The 26,564-nt window shown below is 38.7% G+C and carries 19 protein-coding genes and 1 pseudogene; 5 read left to right on the top strand and 15 right to left on the bottom strand.

Features of this window, described 5'->3' with window-relative positions; genetic code table 11:
* Positions 1-49: 49 nt before the first annotated feature.
* Positions 50-1,870: an Lnb N-terminal periplasmic domain-containing protein gene (locus tag P20480_RS13365; RefSeq protein ID WP_008127920.1), complete on the bottom strand. Its 1,821-nt coding sequence runs from the start codon at positions 1,868-1,870 to the stop codon at positions 50-52.
* Positions 1,871-1,929: 59 nt separating this feature from the next.
* The gene (locus P20480_RS13370; protein WP_008127917.1) at positions 1,930-2,391 is read right to left on the bottom strand and encodes a DUF3015 family protein; all 462 of its coding nucleotides are present in this window, start codon (positions 2,389-2,391) and stop codon (positions 1,930-1,932) included.
* Between the two features lie 299 nt (positions 2,392-2,690).
* Between P20480_RS13370 and P20480_RS13375 the strand changes: the two genes are divergently transcribed.
* Positions 2,691-3,992 (top strand): DEAD/DEAH box helicase, encoded by a 1,302-nt coding sequence (locus P20480_RS13375; protein WP_008127915.1) that lies wholly within the window; start codon positions 2,691-2,693, stop codon positions 3,990-3,992.
* Positions 3,993-4,024: 32 nt separating this feature from the next.
* Here P20480_RS13375 and P20480_RS13380 read toward each other — a convergent pair whose 3' ends face one another.
* Together P20480_RS13380 and P20480_RS13385 are read right to left on the bottom strand one after the other, a co-directional pair.
* Positions 4,025-5,521 carry an amidase family protein gene (locus P20480_RS13380; RefSeq protein WP_033025165.1) on the bottom strand — a complete coding sequence of 499 codons (1,497 nt, stop codon included), beginning with the start codon at positions 5,519-5,521 and terminating at the stop codon, positions 4,025-4,027.
* Positions 5,522-5,610: 89 nt separating this feature from the next.
* Positions 5,611-7,218, bottom strand: a complete 1,608-nt coding sequence (locus P20480_RS13385) for an NAD(P)/FAD-dependent oxidoreductase (RefSeq protein ID WP_008127910.1) — start codon at positions 7,216-7,218, stop codon at positions 5,611-5,613.
* A gap of 191 nt (positions 7,219-7,409) precedes the next feature.
* On the opposite strand from P20480_RS13385, the gene fdxA reads away from it, so the two are divergent.
* From fdxA to P20480_RS13405, 4 genes are all read left to right on the top strand, one after another.
* Entirely contained in the window at positions 7,410-7,733 is a 324-nt protein-coding gene (fdxA, locus tag P20480_RS13390; RefSeq protein WP_006791755.1) for a ferredoxin FdxA, read from the top strand.
* 146 nt (positions 7,734-7,879) lie between these two features.
* Positions 7,880-10,123: a carbohydrate binding family 9 domain-containing protein gene (locus P20480_RS13395; RefSeq protein ID WP_008127908.1), complete on the top strand. Its 2,244-nt coding sequence runs from the start codon at positions 7,880-7,882 to the stop codon at positions 10,121-10,123.
* A gap of 251 nt (positions 10,124-10,374) precedes the next feature.
* Complete coding sequence (locus P20480_RS13400) at positions 10,375-12,285, top strand: putative bifunctional diguanylate cyclase/phosphodiesterase (RefSeq protein ID WP_008127905.1); 1,911 nt, start codon at positions 10,375-10,377, stop codon at positions 12,283-12,285.
* Between the two features lie 93 nt (positions 12,286-12,378).
* A complete protein-coding gene (locus P20480_RS13405; RefSeq protein ID WP_008127901.1) occupies positions 12,379-14,301 on the top strand; it encodes a putative bifunctional diguanylate cyclase/phosphodiesterase in 1,923 nt (640 codons plus the stop codon).
* 75 nt (positions 14,302-14,376) lie between these two features.
* Here P20480_RS13405 and P20480_RS13410 read toward each other — a convergent pair whose 3' ends face one another.
* The 11 genes and pseudogenes from P20480_RS13410 to astA all read right to left on the bottom strand — a co-directional run bounded on the left by P20480_RS13410 (position 14,377) and on the right by astA (position 26,535).
* Positions 14,377-15,078 carry a TorF family putative porin gene (locus P20480_RS13410; RefSeq protein ID WP_008127899.1) on the bottom strand — a complete coding sequence of 234 codons (702 nt, stop codon included), beginning with the start codon at positions 15,076-15,078 and terminating at the stop codon, positions 14,377-14,379.
* A gap of 9 nt (positions 15,079-15,087) precedes the next feature.
* Positions 15,088-16,305: a BCCT family transporter gene (locus P20480_RS13415; protein ID WP_008127897.1), complete on the bottom strand. Its 1,218-nt coding sequence runs from the start codon at positions 16,303-16,305 to the stop codon at positions 15,088-15,090.
* A 145-nt stretch (positions 16,306-16,450) separates the two neighbouring features.
* The gene (gene betA / locus P20480_RS13420; protein WP_008127896.1) at positions 16,451-18,118 is read right to left on the bottom strand and encodes a choline dehydrogenase; all 1,668 of its coding nucleotides are present in this window, start codon (positions 18,116-18,118) and stop codon (positions 16,451-16,453) included.
* 11 nt (positions 18,119-18,129) lie between these two features.
* Positions 18,130-19,594: pseudogene (gene betB, locus P20480_RS17785) on the bottom strand (betaine-aldehyde dehydrogenase).
* A gap of 1 nt (position 19,595) precedes the next feature.
* Entirely contained in the window at positions 19,596-20,171 is a 576-nt protein-coding gene (gene betI / locus P20480_RS13425) for a transcriptional regulator BetI (protein WP_008127893.1), read from the bottom strand.
* A 492-nt stretch (positions 20,172-20,663) separates the two neighbouring features.
* Complete coding sequence (locus P20480_RS13430) at positions 20,664-20,969, bottom strand: hypothetical protein (protein WP_008127892.1); 306 nt, start codon at positions 20,967-20,969, stop codon at positions 20,664-20,666.
* The gene (locus P20480_RS13435) at positions 20,969-21,226 is read right to left on the bottom strand and encodes a DUF3081 domain-containing protein (protein ID WP_008127891.1); all 258 of its coding nucleotides are present in this window, start codon (positions 21,224-21,226) and stop codon (positions 20,969-20,971) included. The genes P20480_RS13430 and P20480_RS13435 overlap by 1 nt, the downstream gene beginning before the upstream one ends.
* 346 nt (positions 21,227-21,572) lie before the next feature.
* Entirely contained in the window at positions 21,573-22,796 is a 1,224-nt protein-coding gene (locus P20480_RS13440) for a type III PLP-dependent enzyme (protein ID WP_008127889.1), read from the bottom strand.
* Positions 22,797-23,200: 404 nt separating this feature from the next.
* Positions 23,201-24,004 (bottom strand): DUF1338 domain-containing protein, encoded by an 804-nt coding sequence (locus tag P20480_RS13445; protein WP_008127887.1) that lies wholly within the window; start codon positions 24,002-24,004, stop codon positions 23,201-23,203.
* A gap of 22 nt (positions 24,005-24,026) precedes the next feature.
* The gene (gene astD / locus P20480_RS13450; RefSeq protein ID WP_008127885.1) at positions 24,027-25,493 is read right to left on the bottom strand and encodes a succinylglutamate-semialdehyde dehydrogenase; all 1,467 of its coding nucleotides are present in this window, start codon (positions 25,491-25,493) and stop codon (positions 24,027-24,029) included.
* A gap of 7 nt (positions 25,494-25,500) precedes the next feature.
* Positions 25,501-26,535 (bottom strand): arginine N-succinyltransferase, encoded by a 1,035-nt coding sequence (gene astA / locus P20480_RS13455; RefSeq protein ID WP_008127882.1) that lies wholly within the window; start codon positions 26,533-26,535, stop codon positions 25,501-25,503.
* Between the last annotated feature and the right edge of the window lie 29 nt (positions 26,536-26,564).

The following is a 26,564-nucleotide window of genomic DNA, read 5'->3' as shown; positions in this document are numbered from 1 at the left end:
AAGATTTAAGCCAAAAGTGAAGCGTAAATGATTTCACTTTTGGCCTATTTTATTGCCAGTAATAATTTAATTTAAATTTCCAGCTTGTTAAGTTTGCATGCTTATAACTGAAACGAATGTCAAAATTTTGATTAATTGGAATTGATATTTCAGCTTGAGTTGATGACTTCTCATCATTTCCTAAAATAAATTGTTCGTGAGAAGCTCTTAATTTTATATCTGAGTATAGTGTTGTTATTACACCTAGTTCTAACGATGAATCATAAATCTTGTCTGTAGCAGCGAGATCTCCAATATACCCGTTAGCAAGCGTAAAAATTAAGGTTTTATTATTGTTGGTAAGATAAGATTTACCTATTCCCCCCATTAAAAACGTGTTTGTGCAGCTTCGGCAAAGTGTATTCTGTCTTTCAAAACCAGCATTAATTTTCCATGATAAGTTATTTTCTTGTGGCCATTCAACGTAGGCTGGTGAAAAGGACTCAAGGTCCAGTAAGTGTAGTTTATCTAGGTACACCTTAGAGTTTAAAATTGAGACTTCGGTATCAACCATTTCTAAATTAGAAAACGCAATGCGTGCAACATCTGACGCTAAGGAATCAAAATAACTAAGCCTAAATCCTAACCCTAGGTTGTGTTGTTTATTTACTCGTGTTGAAGAAACAGAAATGTTTGACGGTTTTTGCCCTTTGTGAGGCGCTTGCTGGGTATATGATGAAACGTTCACTTCATTGCCAATTGGGAGCGTTAAACGCGTTTTAATAAGTGCTTTTTTTAAGCTTTTAATATGGTCAATATTGTGTTTTTTTATTTGCTGTAATTGGGCTAGCTCAAATAATGTTTCAATAATTCGCTTTTTACTTTTTATATTGAGTGAGATGAAATCATCTTGCTCAAGAAAGTCAGGTGTTTTGTATATTTTCTCTGCAATGTTTGATTCGTTGGCAGTCAGCTTTTTCATGTACTCAATAAAAACAGTACTCCTAGATGGCGTAAAGAGTACGTCTTGAACCAGCTTTTTATTGTTATAAGTTGCCTGATTTAATTTTGAAAAAACAGTTGTAGGGATCATCCAAGGCGAACTGTTATTTGTTAACTGCTCTCCTATAACAAGCTCTATTAGCTGCGCAATATGAAAAGCACAGTTTTCATCAGCAAAATAGTAATCGAATTGCGCACCGAGTATTTCCCATAAATGATTAGCAATAAACCTTGTATCGTTATTTTTTAAGGCTAACTTATATTCCCAAAGGTCTCTGAGTTCTATCTCGCCATAATTATGTTGGTGGCGGTAAAACAATTGATCTGAAAATCCCGCTTTATAACCGCCAAACAAGCCTTTTGTTATATAAACTAGTCCATTTTCGTTATCCGGTACATGAGCACCATAGTTTATGCTGTAATCGAGTAGTTTATTATTTTTGGCTGATGACCGATTTAGTTTTAACAACAAATGCCCATAAAGTGATGCGGGGTTACTCATATAACCCGATGCAAATATTAGGCTTATAGAATGTATAGGCTGCTCATCTCGCCATTGTTCTAGTTCAATACAGGAGGATTTAGGCTGTGTAAATGTGAGCCCTTGTTTTTGTAGCCACGTGTATCTTGCTGGGTATTTGCATTGGGTTAATGGATTTGAATTAAAGCTGTGCACAGTCGCTTTTAGTTCTTCAAAAGGGCTTGTTGCTCCCAGTGAAGATATAAAAAATGATGTGTTTGTAATATAGCTCTCATTAAACGCTGGTTTTTTGTAATGGCCTAAACTTAGCCATGTGGGATGTTGTGCTAATTGTTTTAATGTTGTTGATGCTTGAATATTAAACGAAGCAATAAAAAAAATAAAAATTATTGAAGAATGAATTTTCATAAATACCCAACGGGCTTGGGGTAGAAGAGCTAAAAGGGCTAAATTAGCCCTTTTATATATTATATTGCAGAACAGTTAGCTGAGAACTGGCTAGCAATGTTGCTTTCAACAAGTGTGTAAAGAGCCTGAGCATCGTTTACAGATGTTTGAGCAAAATCATTACGTATTGTTGAGATCATTTGCGTGTGAGCTGCGCTGTCACAACCACGTACATTAAGCATTGCTGAGATGTACTCGCCTTCACCTTGTGCAATTTCTTGCTCTAAGATTGGGAATGTTTGTTGAATAAATTGTGCAGTTTTAACGTTTGCACCTTTACAGCTTTCTACAGATGAAACATTTGAAGAAACAGCTGTTGTTCCTAAATCCCAAATAATGTTTGAGATAGCAGCGGCTGTACCATTATCAGGAAAAACCATTGCACCGATACCACATTGTTGCCATGGGTTAACATCTGCTTGCGCTGGGGTTACTACGAAAGCACTTGCTAATACTGCTGCAGTTAAACATCTTTTTATCATTATTAAATCCTTATTTAAATGTCCCTTAAATGGGGCTTGAATTCTATACATAAGAAAGCTGTAGAGCAATAACACGTTTAAAAAAATTAATAATAAGTATATTTTGTAAATTTTTATGAGGTAAATATTTTTGCGAGAAGTGAGATTGCGGCTACTTTGTGAAAGAAACTCTTGGGTTACAGGTAAGGTACTTTTATAAAACAAAATATTTAAATAGTAATATTGTTTAAAACTAACTGTTGGCTCATTTTTACTGTATAATTTGCGACCCTTGATAATGTGGCCGTAGGTTATACAGCATGAATTTTAAATCTTTTAGTTTCGCACCTGAAATCATCCAGGCATTAGACGAACTCAACTATCACACTCTTACGCCCATTCAACGCGCAGCAATTCCAGCTGTTCGTAAAGGTAAAGGCGTTTTAGCCAGTGCACAAACTGGTACCGGTAAAACTGCCGCGTTTGCTTTACCTGTTATCCAAAAATTAATTGAATCAGACTTAAGCACAACCAATGCACCTACTGCTTTGGTTTTAGCACCAACACGAGAATTAGCAGAGCAAATAGCCAATAACTGTAAAGAATATGCAAAGCATACCTCACTAAAAGTAGTGAGTTTATTTGGTGGAGTAAATACCGCAGGCCAAGAAAACGCATTAAAAGCAGGCGTTGATATTGTAGTCGCAACTCCGGGTCGTTTATTAGATCACATTCGCCTAGGTAACTTAAGCTTGGCCAATGTAAAGCACCTAGTACTTGATGAAGCCGACCGTATGCTTGATATGGGCTTTATCACAGATATGCAAACTGTGATTAAAAGCTGTGCTGATGACCGTCAAATTTTATTATTTTCGGCTACATTCCCTGCAGCTATTAAACAATTTGCTTCTAAGGTACTTAAGCAACCTGAAATTGTGCGTGTTGACCAAACTAACAGTACCGCATCTACTGTACAGCACGTTGTATACCCAGTGGAAGAGCGCCGCAAACAAGAACTTCTTTCTGAGCTGATTGGTAAAAAGAACTGGCAGCAAGTACTTGTGTTTGTAAATATGAAAGACACAGCGGATGAGCTAGTTAAAGAATTAAATCTCGATGGCATTCCTGCAACCGTTTGCCATGGCGATAAGTCACAAGGTAACCGACGCCGTGCTTTACGTGAGTTTAAAGAAGGTAAGGTACGTGTGTTAGTGGCCACTGAAGTTGCTGCGCGTGGTATTGATATTGATGGATTACCGCGTGTAATTAATATTGACTTACCATGGCTTGCTGAAGATTACGTTCACCGTATTGGCCGTACAGGCCGTGCTGGTAATCAAGGCCAAGCAATATCGTTTGTAAGCCGTGAAGAAGAAAATACATTATTTGAAATCGAAGCATTAATTGGTCAAAAAATTAAGCGTGTTTACCTTGAAGGCTATGAAGTGAGTAACCGCGAAGTGCTTATTGATAAAATAGGTAAAAAGCCGGCTCACTTACGCCGTACTCGTTCTAATAAGTTATCAGGGCAAGCAACGGGCGAAGCTCGCGCGGTAAACCGTTCGCGTATATCTAATGTGCGTAAAAGCTTAAAAGGTGCAAAGTTGTCACTTAAAAAATAACAACTCATATAAGAATTAATAAAACCTGAGTTTTACTCAGGTTTTTTTATGGTCGAAATAAAGGCTTCGTCGATTATTTGAGCATGCTGATAGGCCGCCTGTGGCTGGTTTTTATTTGCAATAATAGATAACCCAACAGGTAGTCCACTAACTTGACCAGCAGGAAGAGTAATATGAGTGGTGCCGGCAATTGCTGATAAAGAACTACTACTGCCTTGAAAGTTATCACCATTTACTAAGTCTGTTTTCCATGCAGGTGATGTTGTTGGGGCAATGACAACATCCACATTATTATTTTTGTATAAATTAGTAATTGCAGCTGTGGCCAGTTTGCGGTAACGGTGTTTAGCTTTTTGGTATTTGTCTGTTTGTGTTAAGTCGACAGCATTGGCTTGTATTAAAATATCCTGCCCAAAATGAAGCATTTCAGCTGCTTTGTTTTGTTTATTAAAATCAATCAGTGCACTTAAACTTTTTACCTTCACTTGGCCAGGAGTATTTGCTAAGTACTGGTTTATTTCTTTATTAAAATCATAAAGTAATATGTAATATTCATCGAAAAAAAGCGTAGTTAGATCATCAGATATATCAATATTGACTACTGTATGACCTGCCTTTTTGAGCGCTGAGAGCTGTTTTTTGTATAAACGCTGAGTCTCCACTGTAAACTTATCACTGGGCAACGCACCAATAACTAATGATGACTTTGTAATTTTAGGCAGTGTTTGCAATTCAAAACTATGCGTTGAAGTATCAAGCGTATCGCGTCCTTGTAGCACAGATAATACAAGACGGGCATCTTTTAATGAGTGTGCCATTGGGCCAACACTGTCTTGGCTACTAGAAAGTGGCACTACACCAGAGCGCGATACTTGGCCCATGCTTGGTTTTATAGCATAAACGCCATTTACAGAAGCGGGGCAGGTAATAGAGCCATCGGTTTCTGTTCCAAGGGCAACAGGGGCAAAGTTAAGTGCGATGGCAACCGCTGATCCAGAGCTCGAACCACAGGGATTACGGGTTGTATCATGCGCATTGTGTGTTTGCCCGCCAACTGCACTCCATCCAGACGATGAGTAAGACGATCTAAAATTTGCCCACTCACTTAAATTGGTTTTGCCTAAAATAATAGCGCCCGCATTTCTTAACTGCTTAACAACAAATGCATCGTTATTAGTTATATTATTTTTAAGAGCTAAAGAGCCAGCTGTTGTTGGTAATGATCCAGTGGTTTCTATGTTATCTTTTAAAAGTACGGGTATTCCATGAAGAGGCCCAGCCCAAAGCCCTTGAGCACTAAGTTCATCAATTTTTTTTGCTTGCGTAACAGCTGTAGGTTCAATATTTATGACGGCATTAAATTGAGGGTTAAGCTGATTAATTCGTTTAATATAGCCTTGAGTAAGTTGTTGAGCGGTAATTGTATTATTTTTATACGCTGAGTGGATCTCATCTATTGTTTTTAGCTCGAGTGCTGAAGTGTTAAAAGCAACAATCCAGGTTAATAATCCCAATAATTTTTTTATCATAAAAAAGTACACAAATAATTGTTTGGTTACTTTTAACACAAAAAAGCCCCACAATGTGAGGCTTTACGATAATTAACTAAATAGCGCGTTTAAGCGTTTTCAAGCATTGAAAGCGCAACAGCTTCGGCTGCTTTAATGCCATCAATACCCGCTGATAATATACCGCCAGCGTAGCCTGCACCCTCACCTGCAGGGTAGAGTCCTTTGGTGTTAATGCTCTGAAAGCTTCTATCACGTTTTATACTAATGGGTGATGACGTGCGCGTTTCAACACCCGTTAGTAATCCATCATTAGTAGAAAACCCACGTATTTGCTTATTAAAAGCAGGAATAGCCTCACGTAACGCTTCAATAGCAAACGCAGGCAATACGTTACCTAAGTCAGTTAACTTAATTCCTGGTGTGTAAGAGGGTTTAACATCGCCTAAATCAGCTGAAGATTTGCCCTTTAAAAAGTCGCCAATAAGCTGGGCTGGTGCATCATAGTTTTCGCCGCCTAGCTTGTAAGCTTGCTCCTCTAATTTGCGCTGCAACTCAATACCCGCTAAAGGATGGCCTGGGAAATCTTTTTCAGGTGAAATACCCACAACAATAGCACTATTTGCATTGCGCTCACTACGTGAATATTGGCTCATGCCATTGGTAACAACTCGGCCTTCTTCAGATGTTGCCGCAACGACAGTGCCACCAGGGCACATGCAAAAGCTATATACAGTGCGTCCGTTATTACAATGATGCACGAGCTTGTAGTCGGCAGAGCCTAAAATTGGGTTGCCAGCATTTGGTCCAAAGCGACACTCGTCAATCATTGATTGCTTGTGTTCTATTCTAAAGCCAACTGAAAATGGCTTGGCTTCTACATAAATGCCTTTTTCGTGAATCATTTTAAAGGTATCGCGTGCGCTGTGCCCAACGGCAAGAACAACGTGACGTGTTTCAAGGTGTTCACCGTTAGAAAGGGTTAAGCCTGTTACTTGACCGTCATCTAAGTGAATATCATCTACACGGGTACTAAAGCGAATTTCACCACCTAACTCTATAATACGAGCGCGCATTTTTTCAATCATTGTCACAAGTTTAAACGTACCAATGTGAGGCTTACTTACATACAAAATTTCTTCAGGTGCGCCTGCTTCAACAAACTCGGTAATAACTTTACGGCCATAATGCTTTGGATCTTTTACTTGGCTATATAATTTACCATCTGAGAATGTACCCGCGCCGCCTTCACCAAACTGCACATTTGATTCGGTGTTTAGTGCTTTTTTACGCCAAAAGCCAAAGGTGTCTTTGGTACGCTCTCGTACTTCTTTTCCACGCTCAACAATAATTGGATTAAACCCCATTTGTGCAAGCACTAAGCCTGCAAATAAACCACAGGGGCCAAATCCAATAACAACAGGGCGCTCTGTGATGTTTTTGTTTGCTTGAGCTACAAATTTGTATGAAGTGTCGGGCGCTGTTTTTACATGTTGATCTTTTGCAAATGTGGCTAAAAGCTCAGTTTCGTTATCAACTTCTATATCAAGGGTGTAAATGAGTAATATGGCTGTTTTTTTGCGCGCGTCGTAGCCACGTTTAAATACGTTATAACTGTGTAATTGTTCTGGTTGTATTTTTAGTTTGTTGATAATGGCTTGGCCAATAGCATTTTCATCATGATCAAGTGGCAATTTTATTTCAGTTAAACGTATCATTAATATCTCTATTTGGTGTCTTAGCGGTTGTATATCCGCTCACAATAAGAAAGTGTAGGGCACGAATTGGCTTTACATTAAGGGCGCATATACTACGTTAAATTGGCTAATTATGGCAGTTATTTATTGTATTTTTGAGGTGAAAGGGTATGATCGCGAACTATTAAATTAGCTTTATGGTTCAAAAAATTATGGCGTTTGTAGTTACTGAAAATTGCATAAAATGTAAGTACACCGATTGCGTATCAGTGTGTCCTGCAGATGCATTTTTTGAAGGCCCTAATTTTTTAGCAATTAGCCCAATTGATTGTATTGATTGTGGGTTATGCGTACCGGAATGCCCAGCTGAAGCAATTTATCAAGAAGATGAGCTACCCGACTCTCAAAAAGAGTTCACGGAACTTAATGCAGAGCTTGCCTTAATTTGGCCACGCATTACCCAAGTCAAATCTGCCCCAGATGATGCTGACACATGGAATGGAGTTGAGAATAAGCTAAAGCTACTCGACACCTAACAGTGCAATTAAAATAATCCTTTATTATTAATTAGTTAATATTTAGCGAAATTTTGTTTGCAAGGTATTAACAAATGTTCCTGCTTAAATTACACTCCGGCTTAGAAATTACTCATATTGGGTAAAGTTGTTCTAAATGGATGTTTATGCAGTACTTTATAACTATAAAAAAACCACTCACGCTTTTAGTTTTATCCTTTTTTCTCCTATTTAATAGCTTCTGTGTATTTGCAGAAAAAGAGCAGGTATCGCTAGCACGAATCAATCAAAATATCAGTGTTGATGGCGTACTTGATGAAGCGCATTGGAAAAAAGCGACCTATGTTCCTTTACTCGTTCAAGATGAGCCTAATGAAAGAGGCACGCCTCCGGTAAAAACCGATGCCTACATGTACGAAGATGGCACAAATTTGTATGTTGGTTTTATTGCTTACGATCCGGAGCCAGATCAAATACGTGCTTCACTTCGTGACCGAGATACCCTTTGGCAAGACGACACTGCCATACTCGTAATAGATACCTTTAATGATGAGCGCTCAGGCTATGAGTTTTTTGTTAACCCGTTAGGTGCACAAGGCGATTTACGCATGAGCGATACCGATGGTTGGCAGTCTGATCCGTCGTGGAATGCAATTTGGGATAGTGCCGGAAAAATTACCGATGAAGGTTATGTAGTTGAAATGCGTATTCCTTTTAAAGCATTGCGTTTTCCAGAAGATAAAAAAGACTTAACGTGGGGGTTTTTGTTAATGAGAAACTACCCACGGGACGTGCTCTATCAAATATCTAACATGGGGTTCGACCGCGATGTCAAATGTAGCCTTTGCCAGTTTGATAAGTTAACGGGCTTAAGTGAAATTGAATCAAGTAAAAATGTACAACTTACCCCAACGCTTACAGCGCTTCGTCACGATGATAAAGCGCAACTCCCCGGTGACTGGGAGAACGGTAACATAGATACTGAAGCCGGTTTAGATTTACGCTGGGGAATAACAAAAGACGCGGTATTAAATGCGACTATTAATCCTGATTTTTCGCAGGTAGAAACTGATTCTCTAGAGCTTGATGTAAATACAACCTACTCAATTTATTATGCAGAAAAAAGACCTTTCTTTTTAGATGGTGCCTCATATTTTAAAAGTAGCTTATTTGAGCTTTTATACACCCGAACCATTGCAGAGCCAACTTTAGGCGCTAAGTTAACCGGTAAAACGGATGGGCATAGCTATGCACTTATGTTAGCTGATGATGAAAACAGTAATATTCTACTACCTTCAAATCAAGGCTCTGGTTTTGCTTCATTAAATGAAAAAACACAGGCAGCAGTAGGCCGTTATCAATATGACTTAGGTGATCAAGGAACGTTGGGCGTTTCAAGTACACACCGACAAAGCGATAATTATAGTAATACGGTACTATCAGTTGATGGCAGTTATTGGTTTAATCAGTCAGATACATTGCTTTATCAGGTTTCGTCAGCTGATACACGAAATTCTGACTTTTTGGTTGATAACTATGGACTATCCAAAACGCAATCTGATCAGGCATACGCAATTGAGTTAACGCGTGACAAGCGAGACTATAAACTTTACACATCTTATGAAAATATTGGTGAGGATTATCGCACCGATTTAGGATACCAAGCAAAAGTTGATTATGAAAAAGTGCTAATTGGTGGCGGTCAAACGTGGTATCGAGATGAGTTAGATTTAATTACTTCATGGTCTTATGAAGCTGATTGGGATAAAACTTGGTCGCAAAGTGGTGACTTGCTTGAGGAAGAATACGAAGGCTTTTTAAGTTTTAAGGGGCAAAAGCAGTCTTTATTTAATATTGGTTTTATCCATCGTAAAGAAAGTTATTACGATGAATTTTACAATCAGAATATAGGTTATCTTTACACTTCGCTTAAACCGACAAAAGACTTGAACTTATCGTTTTACTTAGAATATGCAAGCCGTATTGACTATACAAATTTAGAGCTTGGCGATGTAATTAATACACAAACGCAAGCAGTTTGGGATATAAACGATCATTGGCAAGTGGATATAAGACACAGTTATAGTAAGTTAGATAACCCACGAGATGACCGCGTTTACACAGCTAATTTAGTCGACTTTAGACTGCATTATAAATTTAATATGCGATCAATGTTAAAGCTGATTTTACAGGTTGAAGATATAGACAGAAACAAAGACGCTTATTTTTATCAAGTAAGCCAGACAAACAAAGACTATGGCAGCCAACTTGTTTATTCGTATAAGATTAACGCACAAACGCTATTTTACCTAGGTTACTCAGATAGAGGGTATCAGGATGACACACTAGAAAATATTGAGCGCGACCAACGCACCTTTTTTACAAAAGTAAGTTACGCATGGCAGCTTTAAAAGCATAGATAGATTTAAGCTCACAAGCAAAATATACACATAAGCTGTTTGTGAGCAATCTATCAAATACGTGGTCTGACTTTGCGGATACTTTGCGCTAAAAATAATTGCCTTAACGAATAAACAATAACTTAGCTATATTAAAATGAACAAAAAATAGCATACAAGTCATTAATAATTGCTTACAAACAAAAATAGGGGATATAATGAGCATTTAGTTATTAAGGATTAGTATTGTTAGGGAATTTTTCATGAACAAATTAAAGCATGTTGGATTAATTTCCTTAGTCACTTTGTTATTTTGCTTTTACCTAAATGCTGAATTAACGAGCCAAATAAGCCGTACCAATCTGTTTCAGTCTAATTTTAGTGTTAAAAAATTTGATATAAGCAGCACCAGTTTAGATATTGCCCCTTGGTATAACCCTGTTTTAAGCGGTCATTATACAATTGACAGTGCTTCTCAAACATTACTTCTTGTTAAAACAACGGATCAACATTTTATTGCGGCTGATTCAAACGCACTCATCTTGATGGTGTTAACGTCGCCTAAAAACATTATTATTTTCTTCTCTTGTATACTTTTGCTTGCTGTCTACATAAAAAAACAAAGCAGGAAACAAAATCACAAACATAAGCTAAGCCAACTTAATCTGCAGGCAAATAAACTTTTAGAGTCGTTTAACTTAGATATTGAACCTGCTCAAAACCCTAATGGTATTAGTAATTTAAGCAAATCTATCACGACCTTAAATATGCATGTAGTGAATTATGTGAAACAAACACAAACAAGTATATGCCAAGATAAATTAACACAACTCATCGATAGACATGCCTACATAGAGCATATTGGTAGGCACATAAATCAAACCGGTCAAAAAGAACTCAATTGTGCATTGTTGTTTATAGATTTAGATGGGTTTAAGCAAGTAAATGATTCATTTGGTCATAGTTTTGGCGACGAAATATTGGTGCAAGTTGCCACGCGATTAGCTAATGTGTTGCGTCACCATAAGTTGAGTAATATCAATTCTGCAAACCAGTTAGAACAAAATTTATCGCGTTTAGGCGGTGATGAATTCTCTATATTTATTGAATCGTTGGACGAAAGTGACAAAGTAGTCGACATAGCCAAGCAAGTACTTAGTGAGCTTGAAAAAGACTTTGTGCTTGGCAATAAGATTGTAAAAATTAGCGCAAGCATTGGTATTGCTACTTATCCAGAAAGCGCATCTACACCACAAGCACTATTACAACTAGCTGATGTAGCAATGTATCGTGCTAAAAGTGATGGTAAAGGTATTTTTAAAGTTTATTCTCCAGAAATGGGTAATAAAATGCGTCGCTATCATTACTTACTTGAAGAGCTTCGTTTAGCCATTGCATGCAAAGACTTTTATTTGTCTTTTCAGCCAATTGTGCACGTAGAAGATTGCATGATTGACTATTTTGAAGCGCTCACTCGATGGAATCACCCCGTTGAAGGTATGATCTCTCCCGCTGAATTTATTCCTATTGCTGAAGAATCAAATTTAATATTAGAGTTAGGTGATTGGATTATGCTTGAGTCATGCAGACAAATGGCTGCTTGGCACAATGCAGGTATGCGTAAAGTAAAAATATCAGTGAATATTTCCGGTATTCAGTTAAAACATCGTGATATATACGATTGGATCACAAAAATCCTCAAAAGTACGGGGTTACCGGCAACGTCTTTAATGCTTGAAGTAACAGAGTCTACCTTTATTCAGGCAAGCTCTAGAATTATTGATGAGTTGAGCAAGCTAAGAGAAGACGGTGTAACTATTGCTATAGACGATTTTGGTACCGGGTTTAGCTCTTTAAGTACGCTAGCAGATTTACCCATCGATGTTATAAAAATAGATCGCTCGTTTATTACACAAGCTAACAAAAGCAAAAAATATAACGATATACTCAATACAATTAGTGAGCTTGGGCAAAGATTGGGGCTTAAAATTGTCGCAGAAGGCGTTGAAGAAATCGCCCAGTTTGAGCTTGTGAAAAAATTAGGTGTGAGTTCAGTTCAAGGTTACTTAGTCAGTCGACCTGAGTCGTCAATTAATGTAGGAAATAAAGTGTTACGTAATAATAACGCTAATTTATCTGCATCTGGCTCTAGCGCCTGGGAAATTTCTAAATAAATGTGTTGCTAGGGCGTTTACTGGACAATTTTTTAATTAAGGCATAGCTTTAGTTAAACTAATAATAAAAACGAATGTAAAGGCTTAGATAATATGCATCGAAGCTCCCTAATCAAAGAAAACCTTAATGATACCGTTAGATTGCTTTACGAGAACGCTTATTCAGGTTTACTCGTCTCTTTATTTGCCAGCGCATGTATTGCTTTTAGTTTTAATAAAGGCGGATTGTTAAGCTATAACGACAAGCTAGTTTGGTGGCTTATTATGCTGCTTGCTTTGGGGATCCGTTTTTTAGATATTCGTCTATTTTTAAAAACAAACAAAACGGCTACCCAATTAGACCTACTAAAGTTTTCAACAGGGGTTATTATAACTGCCATTATATGGTGCAGTTATGCCTTGTATTTTCACACTTCTTTTGCCCCCCTAGAAGCCACAAGTATCATAATTATATTATCCGCTCTTGGTGGTGGCTCTGCCAATGTTTTGTCAGCACATAAGCTGACCTGTTTTGCTTATGCTTTTATTCTGTTATTTCCCTACGCTTTAGTGCTAATAATGTCTGAAGACTATTACGAAAATGTACTCGGCTTTTTGGGTATTGGCTATGGCTCAATTACCTTGTTAACTCTAAATAAAGCATCTGCATTTACACAACAGGCAATACATTTAAAAAATCAAAACAGCGATTTGCTAGAAAGAATGGAGCTAAGAGTTGACGCGCGTACTAAAGAAATAATGCATTTATCAAACTCTGATTCGCTAACTCAATTATTAAATCGAAATGCATTTTTAAATGATGCAAAAAAGAGAATTAAGCATTATCCAGACCCACCTTTTGCGCTATTTTTTATAGACCTAGATGGGTTTAAGAATATAAATGACGTGATGGGTCACAAGGTAGGCGATAATGTTTTAAGAAGAACAGCGAAACGTATTTCTGACGTGTGTGCTCATAATCAGCAAAAGTGCCGCTGGGGTGGCGATGAGTTTTTAATTTTAAGTGATTTTGTATGCAAAGAAAATACATACGATTTTGCTAAAGAAATTATTGATGCAATTACGCAGGATCATCCAGAAACAGAGCACGGTGCACGGGTAGGGGCAACCATAGGTATTGCACTTTACCCAGAGCATGGTAGAGATCTGGATGCCTTAATTTTAAATGCCGATATGGCAATGTATCATCAAAAGAGAATGAATCGTGGGCAAATAAGTTTTTTTAGCGAGTCGCTTCGTTCAGAATTAGAAAGAAAGCGCCTACTTAGCGAAGAGCTTTTAACAGCGCTCATCAACAATTGTTTTTCGTTAGTATACCAGCCCATTATTGACTCTAAAACACATGATATTTATGCGATTGAGGCGCTTATACGTTGGCAATTGAAAGGAGAAAACATTCCTCCTGACGAGTTTATACCTATTGCTGAGCAGTATGGGTTAATTTCAAAAATAGGTTTTTGGGTACTCGAAACGGCATGCCAACAAGCACTTACTTTTCAAAAATTAACTCCAGATTTATCAGTCAGTATTAATGTATCTGTAATGCAGCTTAAGGAGATAGAGTTTGCCAGTAAGGTTAAAAGCATTTTGGCGGATTTAAATTTTCCTGCTCATAAGCTTCATTTAGAAGTAACTGAATCTGTATTTGCAAACGATAAGCATACATTTTTGTATGTGGTTAAATCATTACAAGAGTTGGGTGTTAGAATTTCAATAGATGATTTTGGAACCGGTTACTCTTCTTTATCAAGTATGCTTGATGTTGGTGTAGATATTGTAAAAGTAGATAAAAGTTTTGTTCAAGATGAGGATGAAAGAGGCTTAAGCATTGTTAACGCAGTAGTGCAAATGGCAAGTTCGCTTAATTTTAATGTTATTGCTGAAGGGGTTGAAACACCTTTGCAGTGCAAAAAGCTAACTCAACTTGGCGTAACGCATTTGCAAGGCTATTACTTTTCAAGACCGCTGACCTCAAGCGCATTAATTGAATATTTAAACAATAAAAAAGCCTCATAAAGAGGCTTTTTTCAGTTTAACGAACCTGGGTTGTGGTTCGCTAACTTTATGTACAGAGTTAAAATTAATTAATCTTTATAAATCAAATGTTCTTGAAATTGCTAACACGATGCGCTCATCGGCGTAATCGTAGTCAAGGCTAGTATTTTCAGCTGCTACTTCAATACCGAAACCTTCGTAACTTGTTTGATAAGCAAGACGGTAGTGATTATACGATTTCTTTTGGTTTACATCCCAAGCCCATTTTTCACCGTCAAGTGAATTAGAGATATCAAAACTTGCACGTATTGCATGATTTGGTGCAAGTTCATAAGTATGAGCAATCATTGAAACTACATGGCCCGCACTTGTACCAAAATAATCCCAGCTGTACCAAAAGTTAAGCTCTGTTTGGCCGTAGTCACTTGTGTAACCAAATTTAGTGTAAACCTCTGGGTAATTTCCATCACTGTTATTACCTTGGTATGTGTAGTATGCAATACCGTAGTCAACGCTAAACTTGTCGTTTAATTGTACATAGCGACCAACATAGCCATCTAGTTCAAAATCAGTATCGTCACCAAAGTCAACGTTTGATGCCCATACACCGGCATACACGCCATTATCAAAAGCATAATCTAAACTTGCTTGTAATGCAGGGTCGTTATCTGTTTGGCTTACACCATTAAAAGTGTAATCTGATGCTGCTGTAATAGTTGTTGACCAGTCTGCAGCTGCCGTTGTTGATATAAGTGCTAGTGACAATGCTACTGCAAGTTGTTTTAGTTTGTTGTTCATTATAAATCCCTAACTTTGTGTCTCAATTTTAGTGTAGTCAATCTTGTTTGCTTTTGGTGAGCTATCAATACTATTAACGGTTTTAAATTTGCTATAGCCAATGAAGCCAGCACATAGGAAAAACAAGGCAATCACCAATGCGCCTACCCACTGTATTTGTAAAAACTCTAGCTTGAACAATAATGTTAATAATGAAAGCGCAAGTATGTTTCCAATCATATACTTCGCTTTACCAAAGCGTTTTACAGTGATGTTTAAATTATCTGTGTATAAACGCACTAACGAGTCGAGTGAATTAATTACAAACACAATACCTACAAATACCATGGCAAAGTTTTTAATGCCTTGCGTTGGAATACCCGCTTCATGATAGTGGTAAAGTACGCTGAACCAAATTGCGATTGGTATTGAAGGGAAAATCAACATAGCGCCAAGTACTTGGTAAGTTTTTAACCCGCCAACAAAACGAGAAGTAAACTGTCCAATCATAATACTCCAAGCAAACCACCAAAATAGGTAAAATTCATGGTAATCGTTAAGCGGTAAAACAAATTCATTTATGTTGGCAAAGTATGTGCCGATAGAGGCTAAGTTATCTGTGAATGCTGACATTTGACTGTCACCCAATACAAAGGCACCAGCCCACATAAACCCAATTAGTGCTATGAATAACCAAGTTGTAGAAATACTTAAAAATCGTACGTACTTAATATCTGTACTTGAATATACCGCAAAACAAATTGCTGCAAATACAATTAAGTAAAACTCAGAAACGACACTTGAACCATCACCAATTTCAGGTAAATACCACGGAAGGTTTGAAAGTAAAAGGTATGCGGTAAAAGCACACGTACCAATAATTACTACATTATTGATAAATTTAACCCAAGGAATTTCGAAAAATTTAACTTTAGGTTCTATTACACAGAAATAAAAGCACGTAAGAAAGTAAAATCCCCAGATTAAAAATCCCCAGTAACCAAACTCAATGGCCAGTGGATTTGCAAACGCGTATTCTGGGCTTGCTTTTATGTCTGCATAACCTGCAAACTCAGTTAAAGGAAACATTATAAGGCCAACATCAAGGCCTGAGGTAAAGAGTATTGCTATAAAAGTAAGTGTTTTAACTGGTGTAACACCAACAACACGTACATTACCCCATTTTAATAAAATGATTGTAATTGCAAGTAGGGTAAAAATAATACCAGCATTAAGCCAAATGGTCATTGCTACCCTCCAATAGTGAGTTATTCATAAGCACTCCGTTTTTTATTGTTCAATCTTGCATTATTACAACATAACCAATTTATGTTGTTCGCCACTGCAAGGCTTATAGGGTTAGTCTGACGAGGCTAACCCTATAAGTAGCTGATTAAATTTTTGCTGCACGCTGTGTTTCTTGCCAATTTTGAGTCATAGCAACATCAGCATTTGCTTTTTGTAATGCAACATTTCCTAAAATGATGTCTGCCGCTTTTTCTGCAACCATAATCGTAGGCGCATTAAGGTTTCCGTTAGGAACCGTTGGAAAAATAGAAGAGTCAACAACACGTAAGCCTTCAATACCATGTACTTGGGTATTTGAATTAACTACGGCCATGTCGTCTTCACCCATTTTGCATGAGCAAGAAGGGTGGTAAGCACTTTCTACGGCTTGGCGTACAAAGGCATCTATTTCTTCATCTGTTTGAATATGTTTACCTGGTTGAATTTCTTCATCACGGTAATCATCAAAGGCACTTTGCTCAATAATGTCGCGAGTTAAACGCACACAGGCTCTAAAGCCTTCAATGTCGTCTTTGTGCTGTAAGTAATTAAACAAAATTTGTGGCGGTTGCTCAGGGTTAGCTGATTGAATAGTAACGCTGCCACGGCTTTTTGGTTTGTTATGACCTACGTGAACTTGAAAACCATGACCTGCAAATGCACTACGCCCATCGTATCGCATAGCGGCTGGTAAAAAGTGATACTGAATATCAGGCCATTCAACTCCAGGCTTTGAGCGGATAAATGCACATGACTCAAAGTGGTTAGTAGCGCCTAAACCTTTACGAGTAAATAACCATTTAGCGCCGATCAAGCCCTTGGAAATAAGGCCCAATTTTCCGTTAAGTGTAATTGGCTGCTTACATTTGTATTGAAAGTAAAATTCAAGATGATCTTGTAAGTTTTGACCCACACCCGGTAAGTGGTGTTTAACTTCAACGCCTGCTTTTTCAAGGATGTCTTTATCGCCAATACCAGATAGCTGTAATATATGAGGAGAGCCAATAGGGCCAGCACTTAAAACAACCTCTTTTGCTGCATGTGCTGTTTGAACATTACCGTTTACCTTGTACTCAATGCCTGTGGTTTTTTTACCGTCTAGATTAACTTTTTGAGCAAGTGCGCCAGTAATGACTGTTAAATTACTACGTGATTTTACAGGGTCTAAATATTCACGAGAAGCCGAGCTGCGTACACCGTTTTTAACGGTCATGTGCATTGGGCCAAAGCCTTCTTGCTGTGACGCGTTATAATCGTCTGTACTAGCGTAACCGGCTTCTACACCTGCTTTTATAAACGTGGTGTACAACGGGTTTTGCATTTCGTTACCGTTATTAACGCCAAGTGGGCCATTGCCACCTCGATATGCGTTTTCACCAAGGTAAAAGCTTTCCGCTTTTTGAAAATACGGTAAACACGATTGGTAGTCCCAACCATTAGCACCGTGCTGTTGCCACTCATCAAAATCTTTTGCGTGGCCGCGTACATACACCATGCCATTAATCGATGACGAGCCACCGAGTACCTTACCACGAGGGCAATGCATTTCACGGTTATCTAAGTACGGCTCTGGCTGAGTATGAAATTGCCAAGCATACTTGTCAGTATTCATAGGAATAGACAACGCCGTTGGCATTTTAATAAAAATACTTTTATCACTGCCACCGGTTTCTAGAAGTAACACTTTGTTGCTTGAATCTTCAGATAATCGGTTAGCTAAAACACAACCCGCAGATCCCGCACCAACAATAATATAGTCGTAATGATTACTCATAAAAGGGCGCCTTAAAATGGGCTTTCTATGTCGGCCATACCAACATAAATAGACTTGGTTTGCGTGTAATGATCAAGTGTTTCTATGCCATTTTCACGGCCAATACCAGATTGCTTATAACCACCAACAGGCATTTCAGCAGGTGAGTTACCATAGGCATTAATCCAACAAATACCGGCTTCTAATTGATGAATAACACGGTGTGCGCGTTTAATATCGCTTGTAAATACGCCCGCAGCTAAGCCTAGGTGAGTGCCATTGGCACGTGCAATTACGTCGTCTTCGTCTTCAAAAACAAGTACGCTCATTACTGGGCCAAATATTTCTTCTTTAACGATAGTCATTTCATCGTTGCAATCAATAAACACGGTAGGTGCAACAAAGTAGCCATTAGGCGCAGATTCAGGTGAAAGCGTTGAACCACCGGTAAGCAGTGTTGCGCCTTCTTCAATCCCTTTATTGACATAACTCATTACTAAGTCTTGATGTCTTTTTAGAGATAAGCGCACCAAAGTTAGTGTTTAAATCTTGCGGGTCGCCCGCAATAATATTTTTCTCTGTTCGCGTTTTAAGCTCATCAATAAATTGCTGATATATATTTTTATGAACGTAAATACGTGTACAGTTAGTGCAAATTTCGCCTTGGGTATAAAAGTTACCTAGCATGGCAGCGCTGACTGCTTGCTCTATATTTGCATCATCAAACACAACAAGCGGCGACTTACCGCCAAGCTCCATGGTTACGTCTTTTAATGTGCCTGAAGCACTTGCGACTACTTTTTTACCTGTGCCTACTTCGCCAGTGAACGATACTTTGTCAATCTCACTATGTGCAGTTAGCCATTGGCCTACATCACCCGCACCTTGTACTACATTAAATACGCCAGCAGGTACGCCCGCTTCTACAAAAATTTCGGCAAGTTTAATAGCGCCTAGTGGCGTTTCTTCAGATGGTTTAAATATAAATGCGTTGCCAGCAGCAAGGGCTGGGCCTGATTTCCAACATGCTATTTGTAGCGGGTAGTTCCACGCACCAATACCGGCACAAATCCCTAATGGCTCTTTACGTGTATAGTAAAAGTCTTCGCCTACCATTTGTTGTTGGCCTACTTGCGCAGGGGCTAGGCCTGCAAAGTATTCAATTACATCGGCGCCGGTTTCTATATCAACACAGTTTGCTTCTTGCATTGGCTTACCGGTATCAAGCACTTCTATTAAGGCAAGCTCATCGTTACGTTCGCGAAGTATTGCCACAGCGTTTAATAAAATACGGCTGCGTTCAATAGGTGTCATTTTAGACCACTGTGCAAAACCTTGCTTTGCACTTTCAATGGCTGCGTTTTGAACAAATTCATCGGCAACTTCGACACTGTAAATAACTTCACCTGTTGCAGGGTTAGTTACATCAAAAGTTTCACCGCTTTGGTTAGCAAGAAAATGGCCATTAATAAAATTTTGATAGACTGGTGTGCTCACGCTAGGCTCCATATTGCTTGATGAGTGAATTTACATAGCTTTTTGCTAGAGTTTCACTGTGTTTAAACTGGTTTTTGTCTGATTTACTCAATACTGCTCTCAACCATAGGCCATCAATCATAGCGGCGCTAAGTTCAGCAGCTTGTTTTGCTTGCTCAATAGGCATTAATTGCTTAAATGAGAATGCTAAATTACTTTGCAAGCGTTTACTGTTTACATTTTGCAGTCGGTGAAGTTCGTCATCGTGCATTGATTGCGCCCAAAAGCTCAACCAAGTTTTGGTTGTATCACTGCGCTGTTGTACAAGCGCAAAGTTAGCTTCAACAATAAACATAAGGCGCTGTGTAGCGCTGGTGTTGTTGCACACTTTTTCAATAAGGTCTTTTTTAAGATTAGAAAGCAAATAACGAACAGTTGCTTCTATTAAACCCTGCTTACCACCAAAGTAATGACTAATAATGCCTGACGATAAACCCGCATTTTTACTGATGCTGTTAATAGTGGTTGCTTGTAATCCACGCATCGCCACTGACTCAATTGTCGCGTCAATTAACTGTTGACGCCTGACAGGTTCCATTCCAACTTTAGGCATAATTTTTATTAATTGAACGTTCAATAAAGATAAGCTTAAAGTAATAGCTCTAACAATTCAAGAGTGAAGTAAATAGTCAGATACTAAAATGTAGATGAATTATTAATAAAACCAACAGGAGAAGTACTTAAGCAAATAGATGCAATAGATGGTTAATTACTATTTAAAACAGTGGTTTAAATGTTGTTTTAGAAATGCTTAAGAGCATAATTATATCTTTACTCCTTGTTATCAAATAAAAGATGAATAAATTTATTTGAGTGGTAATAATTAGAGTACTAATAGTATTTTTTTAATCCAAGTGAGCACAAACACAACAATTACTTAGTGCACTAATAACTTAGGGAAGGTTGGTATTACTAGGGGCACGGTAAGGAAACTAGCTCTGGCTAAATAATATTAACCACGCTAATTTGGAAATTACCAGAGGCTTTTTATCTGGCTTGTATAGATGTTATTTAGTATAAATAATAGCTATTATTGTTCGCTAATCACGCCTTTGAATAGAAGGGGGTAACGTCTTAGGCGATTTCCAATATAGTCGTCAGCTAGTATTTGTTCACAAATAAAATTAACATCATCACTTGCCTCAAATACCCAGTCAAAGCGTTCAATTGCGAGTAAAAACCCCCGTTTTAAATGGCGTTGGCTTCTGTATTTTTCCAGGTTTTCTTGAATGACGGCGAGTTTTGATGGATCTGATTTAAGCGCAGCTATTACTTGGTTAATAAAGGCTGTATTGAGATTGCTGTCGCTGCGCTTTCTTACTTTTCTTGGATACATTATTCCTCGTTGGCGATATTGTGTAATTTTTTTAAGAAATCATCTTTATGTTTATCGTGCTCGTAATCAAGATGATAAGTGTTATGAAAACCAAAACGTAATAGTACGCCACTACCTTGTAAATAAATTGTGTATCCATCTATATCTGAGAATGCAGTAACACCTTGATAATGCTTACCTTCGTCGTTTAGCTCTCCGCGCTTTTGTATTCGCTCATATACGGCAAGTATTTGTTTATTGTCGAGTTCATTTTTCATGATTGGCACCTTTAATTTAAAACACTTACGTTAAAGTTGTGTGGGGCGATCAACTTAAAAGCAATGGTTAAGAGTAAGTTTAATGCAAATATTCGCTATGTTTAAGTAATTGAAAGTGATTGTGGGCGAATTTAAGTTTGTTCAAACCCGGTAAGAATAGTCGCGATATGCAATTTAACATTTTGGGGGTAAATAAATACGAGTAAACAAATACAATTATTTATTGCTACAGACTACATTGAGTATCAGGTTGTTTTTAAAGCTAAAAAACGCAGTTGGAATGAGCAACTGCGTTTAAGTATATAGTTACAAGCCAACGTAACTATAGTTGAGGAAATTTAACCAATTAGCCAGTTAATACCTGGCTGTGTACTTGTTCGTTTAATACAATAACTTCAGCTCGTTTGAAAAAGTTAAAGTCGGTTGCTGTAGCCAGTGTGTATGCGCCCATCATACGGCTGATAATTAAATCGCCGTTGTTTAGTTTTGGTAACATAATCGAGTCACTCACTACGTCTATGCTGTCGCATGTTGGGCCAGCAAGTACAGACTCAAAACGCTCGCCATCTTGTTTAGCACTGTCTATAGGGTAGGCTGCTTCGTCAAATATTAAGCCGCTGAAAGAGCCGTAAATACCGTCATCTAAGTAATACCACGTTCTACCTTCGCGCTGCGCTTGGCCCATAACTGAGGCTACGCTAGTTACGCTACTTGCTACAATAAAACGACCCGGCTCTGCAATAATTTGCATTGTTTCGGGTAATTGCGCTAATGCTACATTTATTGGTGCACAAAAAACGTTAATTGGCAGTACATCTGCGCTGTATGGTACAGGGAAACCACCACCAATATCGAGTGTGCTAAGTGCTGGTAAACCAAGTTCACTGACTTTGTTAATTACTTTTGCACACGCATTTATTGCTTCAACATATTTAGTTGGGTTTGGTGATTGCGAGCCAACGTGAAACGATAATCCTTTTATACGAATACCTAATTGCTGTGCGTAGCTAATAATGTCAATTGCAGCGTCAGGGCTGCAGCCAAACTTTTTAGATAAATCTGCAAATGCATCTTTATTACGAAAGCTTAAGCGCACTAAAATTTCAGCTTGGTCTTTGTAGGCAATAAACTTTTCAAGCTCGTTTATGTTATCAACAACAAACACTGTGCAGCCATACGCTAGCGCATCGCGAATATCACTGTCGCGCTTAATAGGGTGAGTGTGAATAGTACGTTCACTTGGCACGCCTTGGCTTGCCACTAAATCAACTTCACCACTTGTTGCTAGATCAAAGCTTGCGCCTTCTTCAAGTAAGGTGCGCACAACAGCGGCTAAAGGCAGTGGTTTTAATGCAAAGTGTAAAACAACGCCTGGTAATGCATTTTTAAGCGCGTGGTATTGGCGACGAATAGCTTCGCAGTCAAGGACCATAAGTGGTGCACCAAATTGTGCTGCAAGTTGTTCAATGTGCGTGTTGGTCGGTTGTACATAATCAAATGCCTGATTTGCAGCAACCGCTGCTGAAGGTACTTTAGTTACGGTGTCTTTTAGTTGAGTTGATAAAGCCATTATATTTTCCGAGTCAATTAAGCAACCGCTCGGGTTATGGTTTATCCACGAGTCGGTTGAGTGAGATCAATAGTGCTTACGCACAGTCAAATTCACTCTTGGATAGTTGCTCTATCGCCTTGCTACAAACAGGGTTTGTAATGTACTCGGATTGGCTATCATCAAGAAGCGGCGAGATAATAATACCCAATATTATGTTATGCAATATAAAAATCATTAAAATTAATAATAATTTATTTTATTTATAAACAAACGGTTATACGATTTAAAGTGCTTATCTTAACGACAAGAATATTAAATCTATACCCAGCTTAAAGGGTATTTTGGTACTTAAAATAGAGTTGCGGCATTAAAAAAAGCCCAAAAGGGCTTTTTTACGTTGAAAAATTAACGATCAAGAGTATTTAGCGAGCGTTTGTGCTTTCAAATATTTTATCAGCTGAAGCTGCAACAAACCCCGTGTAAAGTTCGCCATCGGCTTTCGGATAACGAATAGCAAATTCGTAAAAACAACTAGGGATGCTTAGCTCGCCATCGCTAAAGGTAACTGCGTAATCATCAGCAAGCGTTGATGATTGCTCTAATAGCACTTCTGGAGAGCCTTTTACTTCGCCGCCTGATGTATTAAGCGCAAAGCCTGCATCTTTAAGCGCTTGGTTAACATCGTGAATGTTATCAAACTTGGCAAGCATATTAATATTTACAGTAAAATGATTGGCACGATAGCCCCATGCCGACATCCACGCTGCGTACTCGCTTTCTGCTAATAACTGCTTGTAGGTTTCACCGCTTACTTGCCAATGTGTACCTGAATATAAAAAGTTATCAGCCGTTACAGCACTTTCATCAATTTGATTTACCATATCGGTAACAATAGCTTGTAACTCTGGCGAGCACTTTTCTACTAATAACTCAGAGATAAATACTTTAGGTTGCTGAGGATCGCTGTGTTCGTAGTGTTTAGCGTATAGCTTTTTAGCTTCAAAGTGGTATTCGCCGCACTCTGTGTAACCTAACGCTAAAAAGTGTGCTGCTAGTTTTTCAAGGCCTACTTTTTCAATATTGAACGTACGTAGCGCAATATGGTCGTTAATTATGTCGTCTTTTTGGGTTGAACCTAAAAGGTCATGAATTTTATCTGCCGATGGAGTAACGGCTAAATAGTTATCCCATAGGTTTTCAAATAATGTATTTACGTTAGTATGCATGTTAAATCCTTAAAAATGGGTATTATTCTATTACTAAGCCAGGTGCTAAAGTTTGCGGTAAATTCACTTTTTCTGATTCAACCGACGCAACAGGGTAAGCGCAGTAATCTGCAGCATAATAAGCGCTAGCACGGTGATTACCACTTGCACCAATACCACCAAACGGTGCAGCACTAGATGCACCCGTAATAGGGCGGTTCCAATTTACAATGCCAGCACGAATACGCTTTAAAAAGTGGCTGTAATCATCTTCGTTATCGCCAAGTAAGCCTGCTGATAAACCAAAGCTGGTGTTATTAGCCTCTGCTATTGCGCTGTTAAAGTTGTTGTAGCGGTAAACTTTTATAAGCGGGCCAAAGTGTTCTTCATCGGCCATGTTAGTGATATGTGTAACATCAATAATACCTGGGCTTACAAAGCCGGTGCCTGCTTTTAGCTGCTTAAGCTCAACGAGTATTTCGCCGCCGCTTTCAACTAATTCTTTTTGCGCAGCAACCATACCAAGGGCTGCTCTTTCGCTTATCATTGCACCCATAAATGGCTGGTCAGTTGCAAAACTGTCGTCAACAACGATATTTATAGTCGCGCTAATTAGTTTTTCTAAAATGGCATCGCCATTGGTTGAATTCTCAATAAACACGCGGCGGGCACAAGTACAGCGCTGGCCAGAAGTAATAAAGCCAGACTGAATAATATCGTGCACTGCAGCGTTTACATCGGCTACATCTTTAACTATTAATGGGTTATTACCGCCCATTTCAAGTGCTAATATTTTACCTGGGTGGCCTGCAAACTGTTTATGTAATAAATGGCCGGTGTTTGAGCTGCCGGTAAAAAATAAGCCGTCTATGTCTTTATGTGAAGCAAGTGCTTTACCTGTTTCTACCTCACCTTGCACTAGGTTAATAACACCCGCTGGTAATCCTGCTTTTAACCAAAGTGCTAAAGTAAATTCAGCAACGTGAGGTGTAAGCTCAGACGGTTTAAATACCACGGTGTTACCCGCTAAAATAGCCGGTACGATATGGCCATTAGGTAAATGCCCAGGGAAGTTGTAAGGACCAAATATAGCTACAACACCGTGTGGTTTATGGCGTATAAAGGCTTTAGCACCCGGCATTGGGTTTTCTGTTGTGCCGGTGCGTTCATTATAGGCTTTGATAGAAATGGCTACTTTACCAGTCATAGCGCCTACTTCTGTTCGTGTTTCCCAAAGAGGCTTGCCGGTTTCGCGCGCTATAATGGCTGCAAATTCTTCGCTGTGCTCTTTTAATTGTGCTACAAAGTTTTCAAGTATGGTAATACGTGACTCAATTGGCGTATCTGCCCACTGTACTTGTGCGGCTCTAGCTGCATTAATTGCAGAATCTACTTGCTCGGCATTTGCGCCATTACCTTGCCATACAACTTCGCCGTTACTTGGGTTAACAGAGTTAAAAGCGGGGCCTTGGCCTGTATGCCATTGGTTATTTATAAGGTGTGTGTTCATATTTGTTTTACAGGCGGAAAAAACGCGCTGCATCTCCTTGGGATAGATTAAGGGCATCAGCCACTTCTTGGCTTATTACTAATGTGTGCTTAGCGTGGTTATAATGGGCGTGCTGGGTAAAGGTTGCTCTAAACCCACTCACACCTTGATTGCAAACGGCTAAAGTATCTGAGCTGTGCTGGCTAATATGTTCCAGCTCGCCAATTGTAATAGGGCATACTTGAGACTCACGAACACTGCGAATATTACCAAGCTTAGCTTCTACCGTTGGTCCTGCATCAAACAAATCAACGTAGCCACGATGCTCAAAACCTTCTTTTTCGAGCAGTTTGAGCGCCGGTTTAGTTTTATCATGCACGTTGCCAATCACTGCTTGGGCTTTTTTACTGAGTAAGTTGACGTAAATAGGGTATTTAGGCATTAATTCACTAATAAACACTTTATCGCCAAGTCCCACTAAGTGATCAGCCTGAGGAAACTCAATACTAAAAAAGTGCTCTTGCAACCACTGCCAGAAGGGTGAATGGCCTTCTTCGTCGCTTACGCCGCGCATTTCAGCAATCACGGTATCGGCAAAACGTTCGCTATGCTGGGCCATAAATAAAAAGCGTGAACGTGATAAAAATCGACCGGTTAAACCTTTGCGGCTTTTTTCGCGCAAAAACAAAGTACATATTTCAGAGCATCCGGTGTAATCGTTACACATGCTTAAAATATCTACGGTGTTATAAACATTAAGTGTAGGCGAGTGGTGTACTGTTTTACCTAAATGGTAATGGTACAGCGGCACCGATAAGCCAACCGCGGCTTCTATGGCGGTAGTACCAATGACTTCACCTGTTTCGCTATCTTCTAAAACAAATAGGTAGCTCTCATCTAACGGCTGATTGATATTTTTAGCAAAGCTTTTTTCGGCACGATCTATTTTTTCTTTTAATTGCTCATCGTCCACCGGAAGTGATGTAAACCCATGGCCTGACTCGATTGCAATTTGCTTAAGTGCGGCAAAATCTGCAGTGGTAATAGGACGTAATACTTGCATTTATTACTTGCTCCAACAGCGCGCCGTGA

The sequence above is a fragment of the Pseudoalteromonas sp. BSi20480 genome, from assembly GCF_000241365.1.
GTDB lineage: Bacteria > Pseudomonadota > Gammaproteobacteria > Enterobacterales > Alteromonadaceae > Pseudoalteromonas > Pseudoalteromonas marina.
Note: the sequence above shows the minus strand (reverse complement) of the source record. Positions and strands in the feature narration are given on the sequence as shown.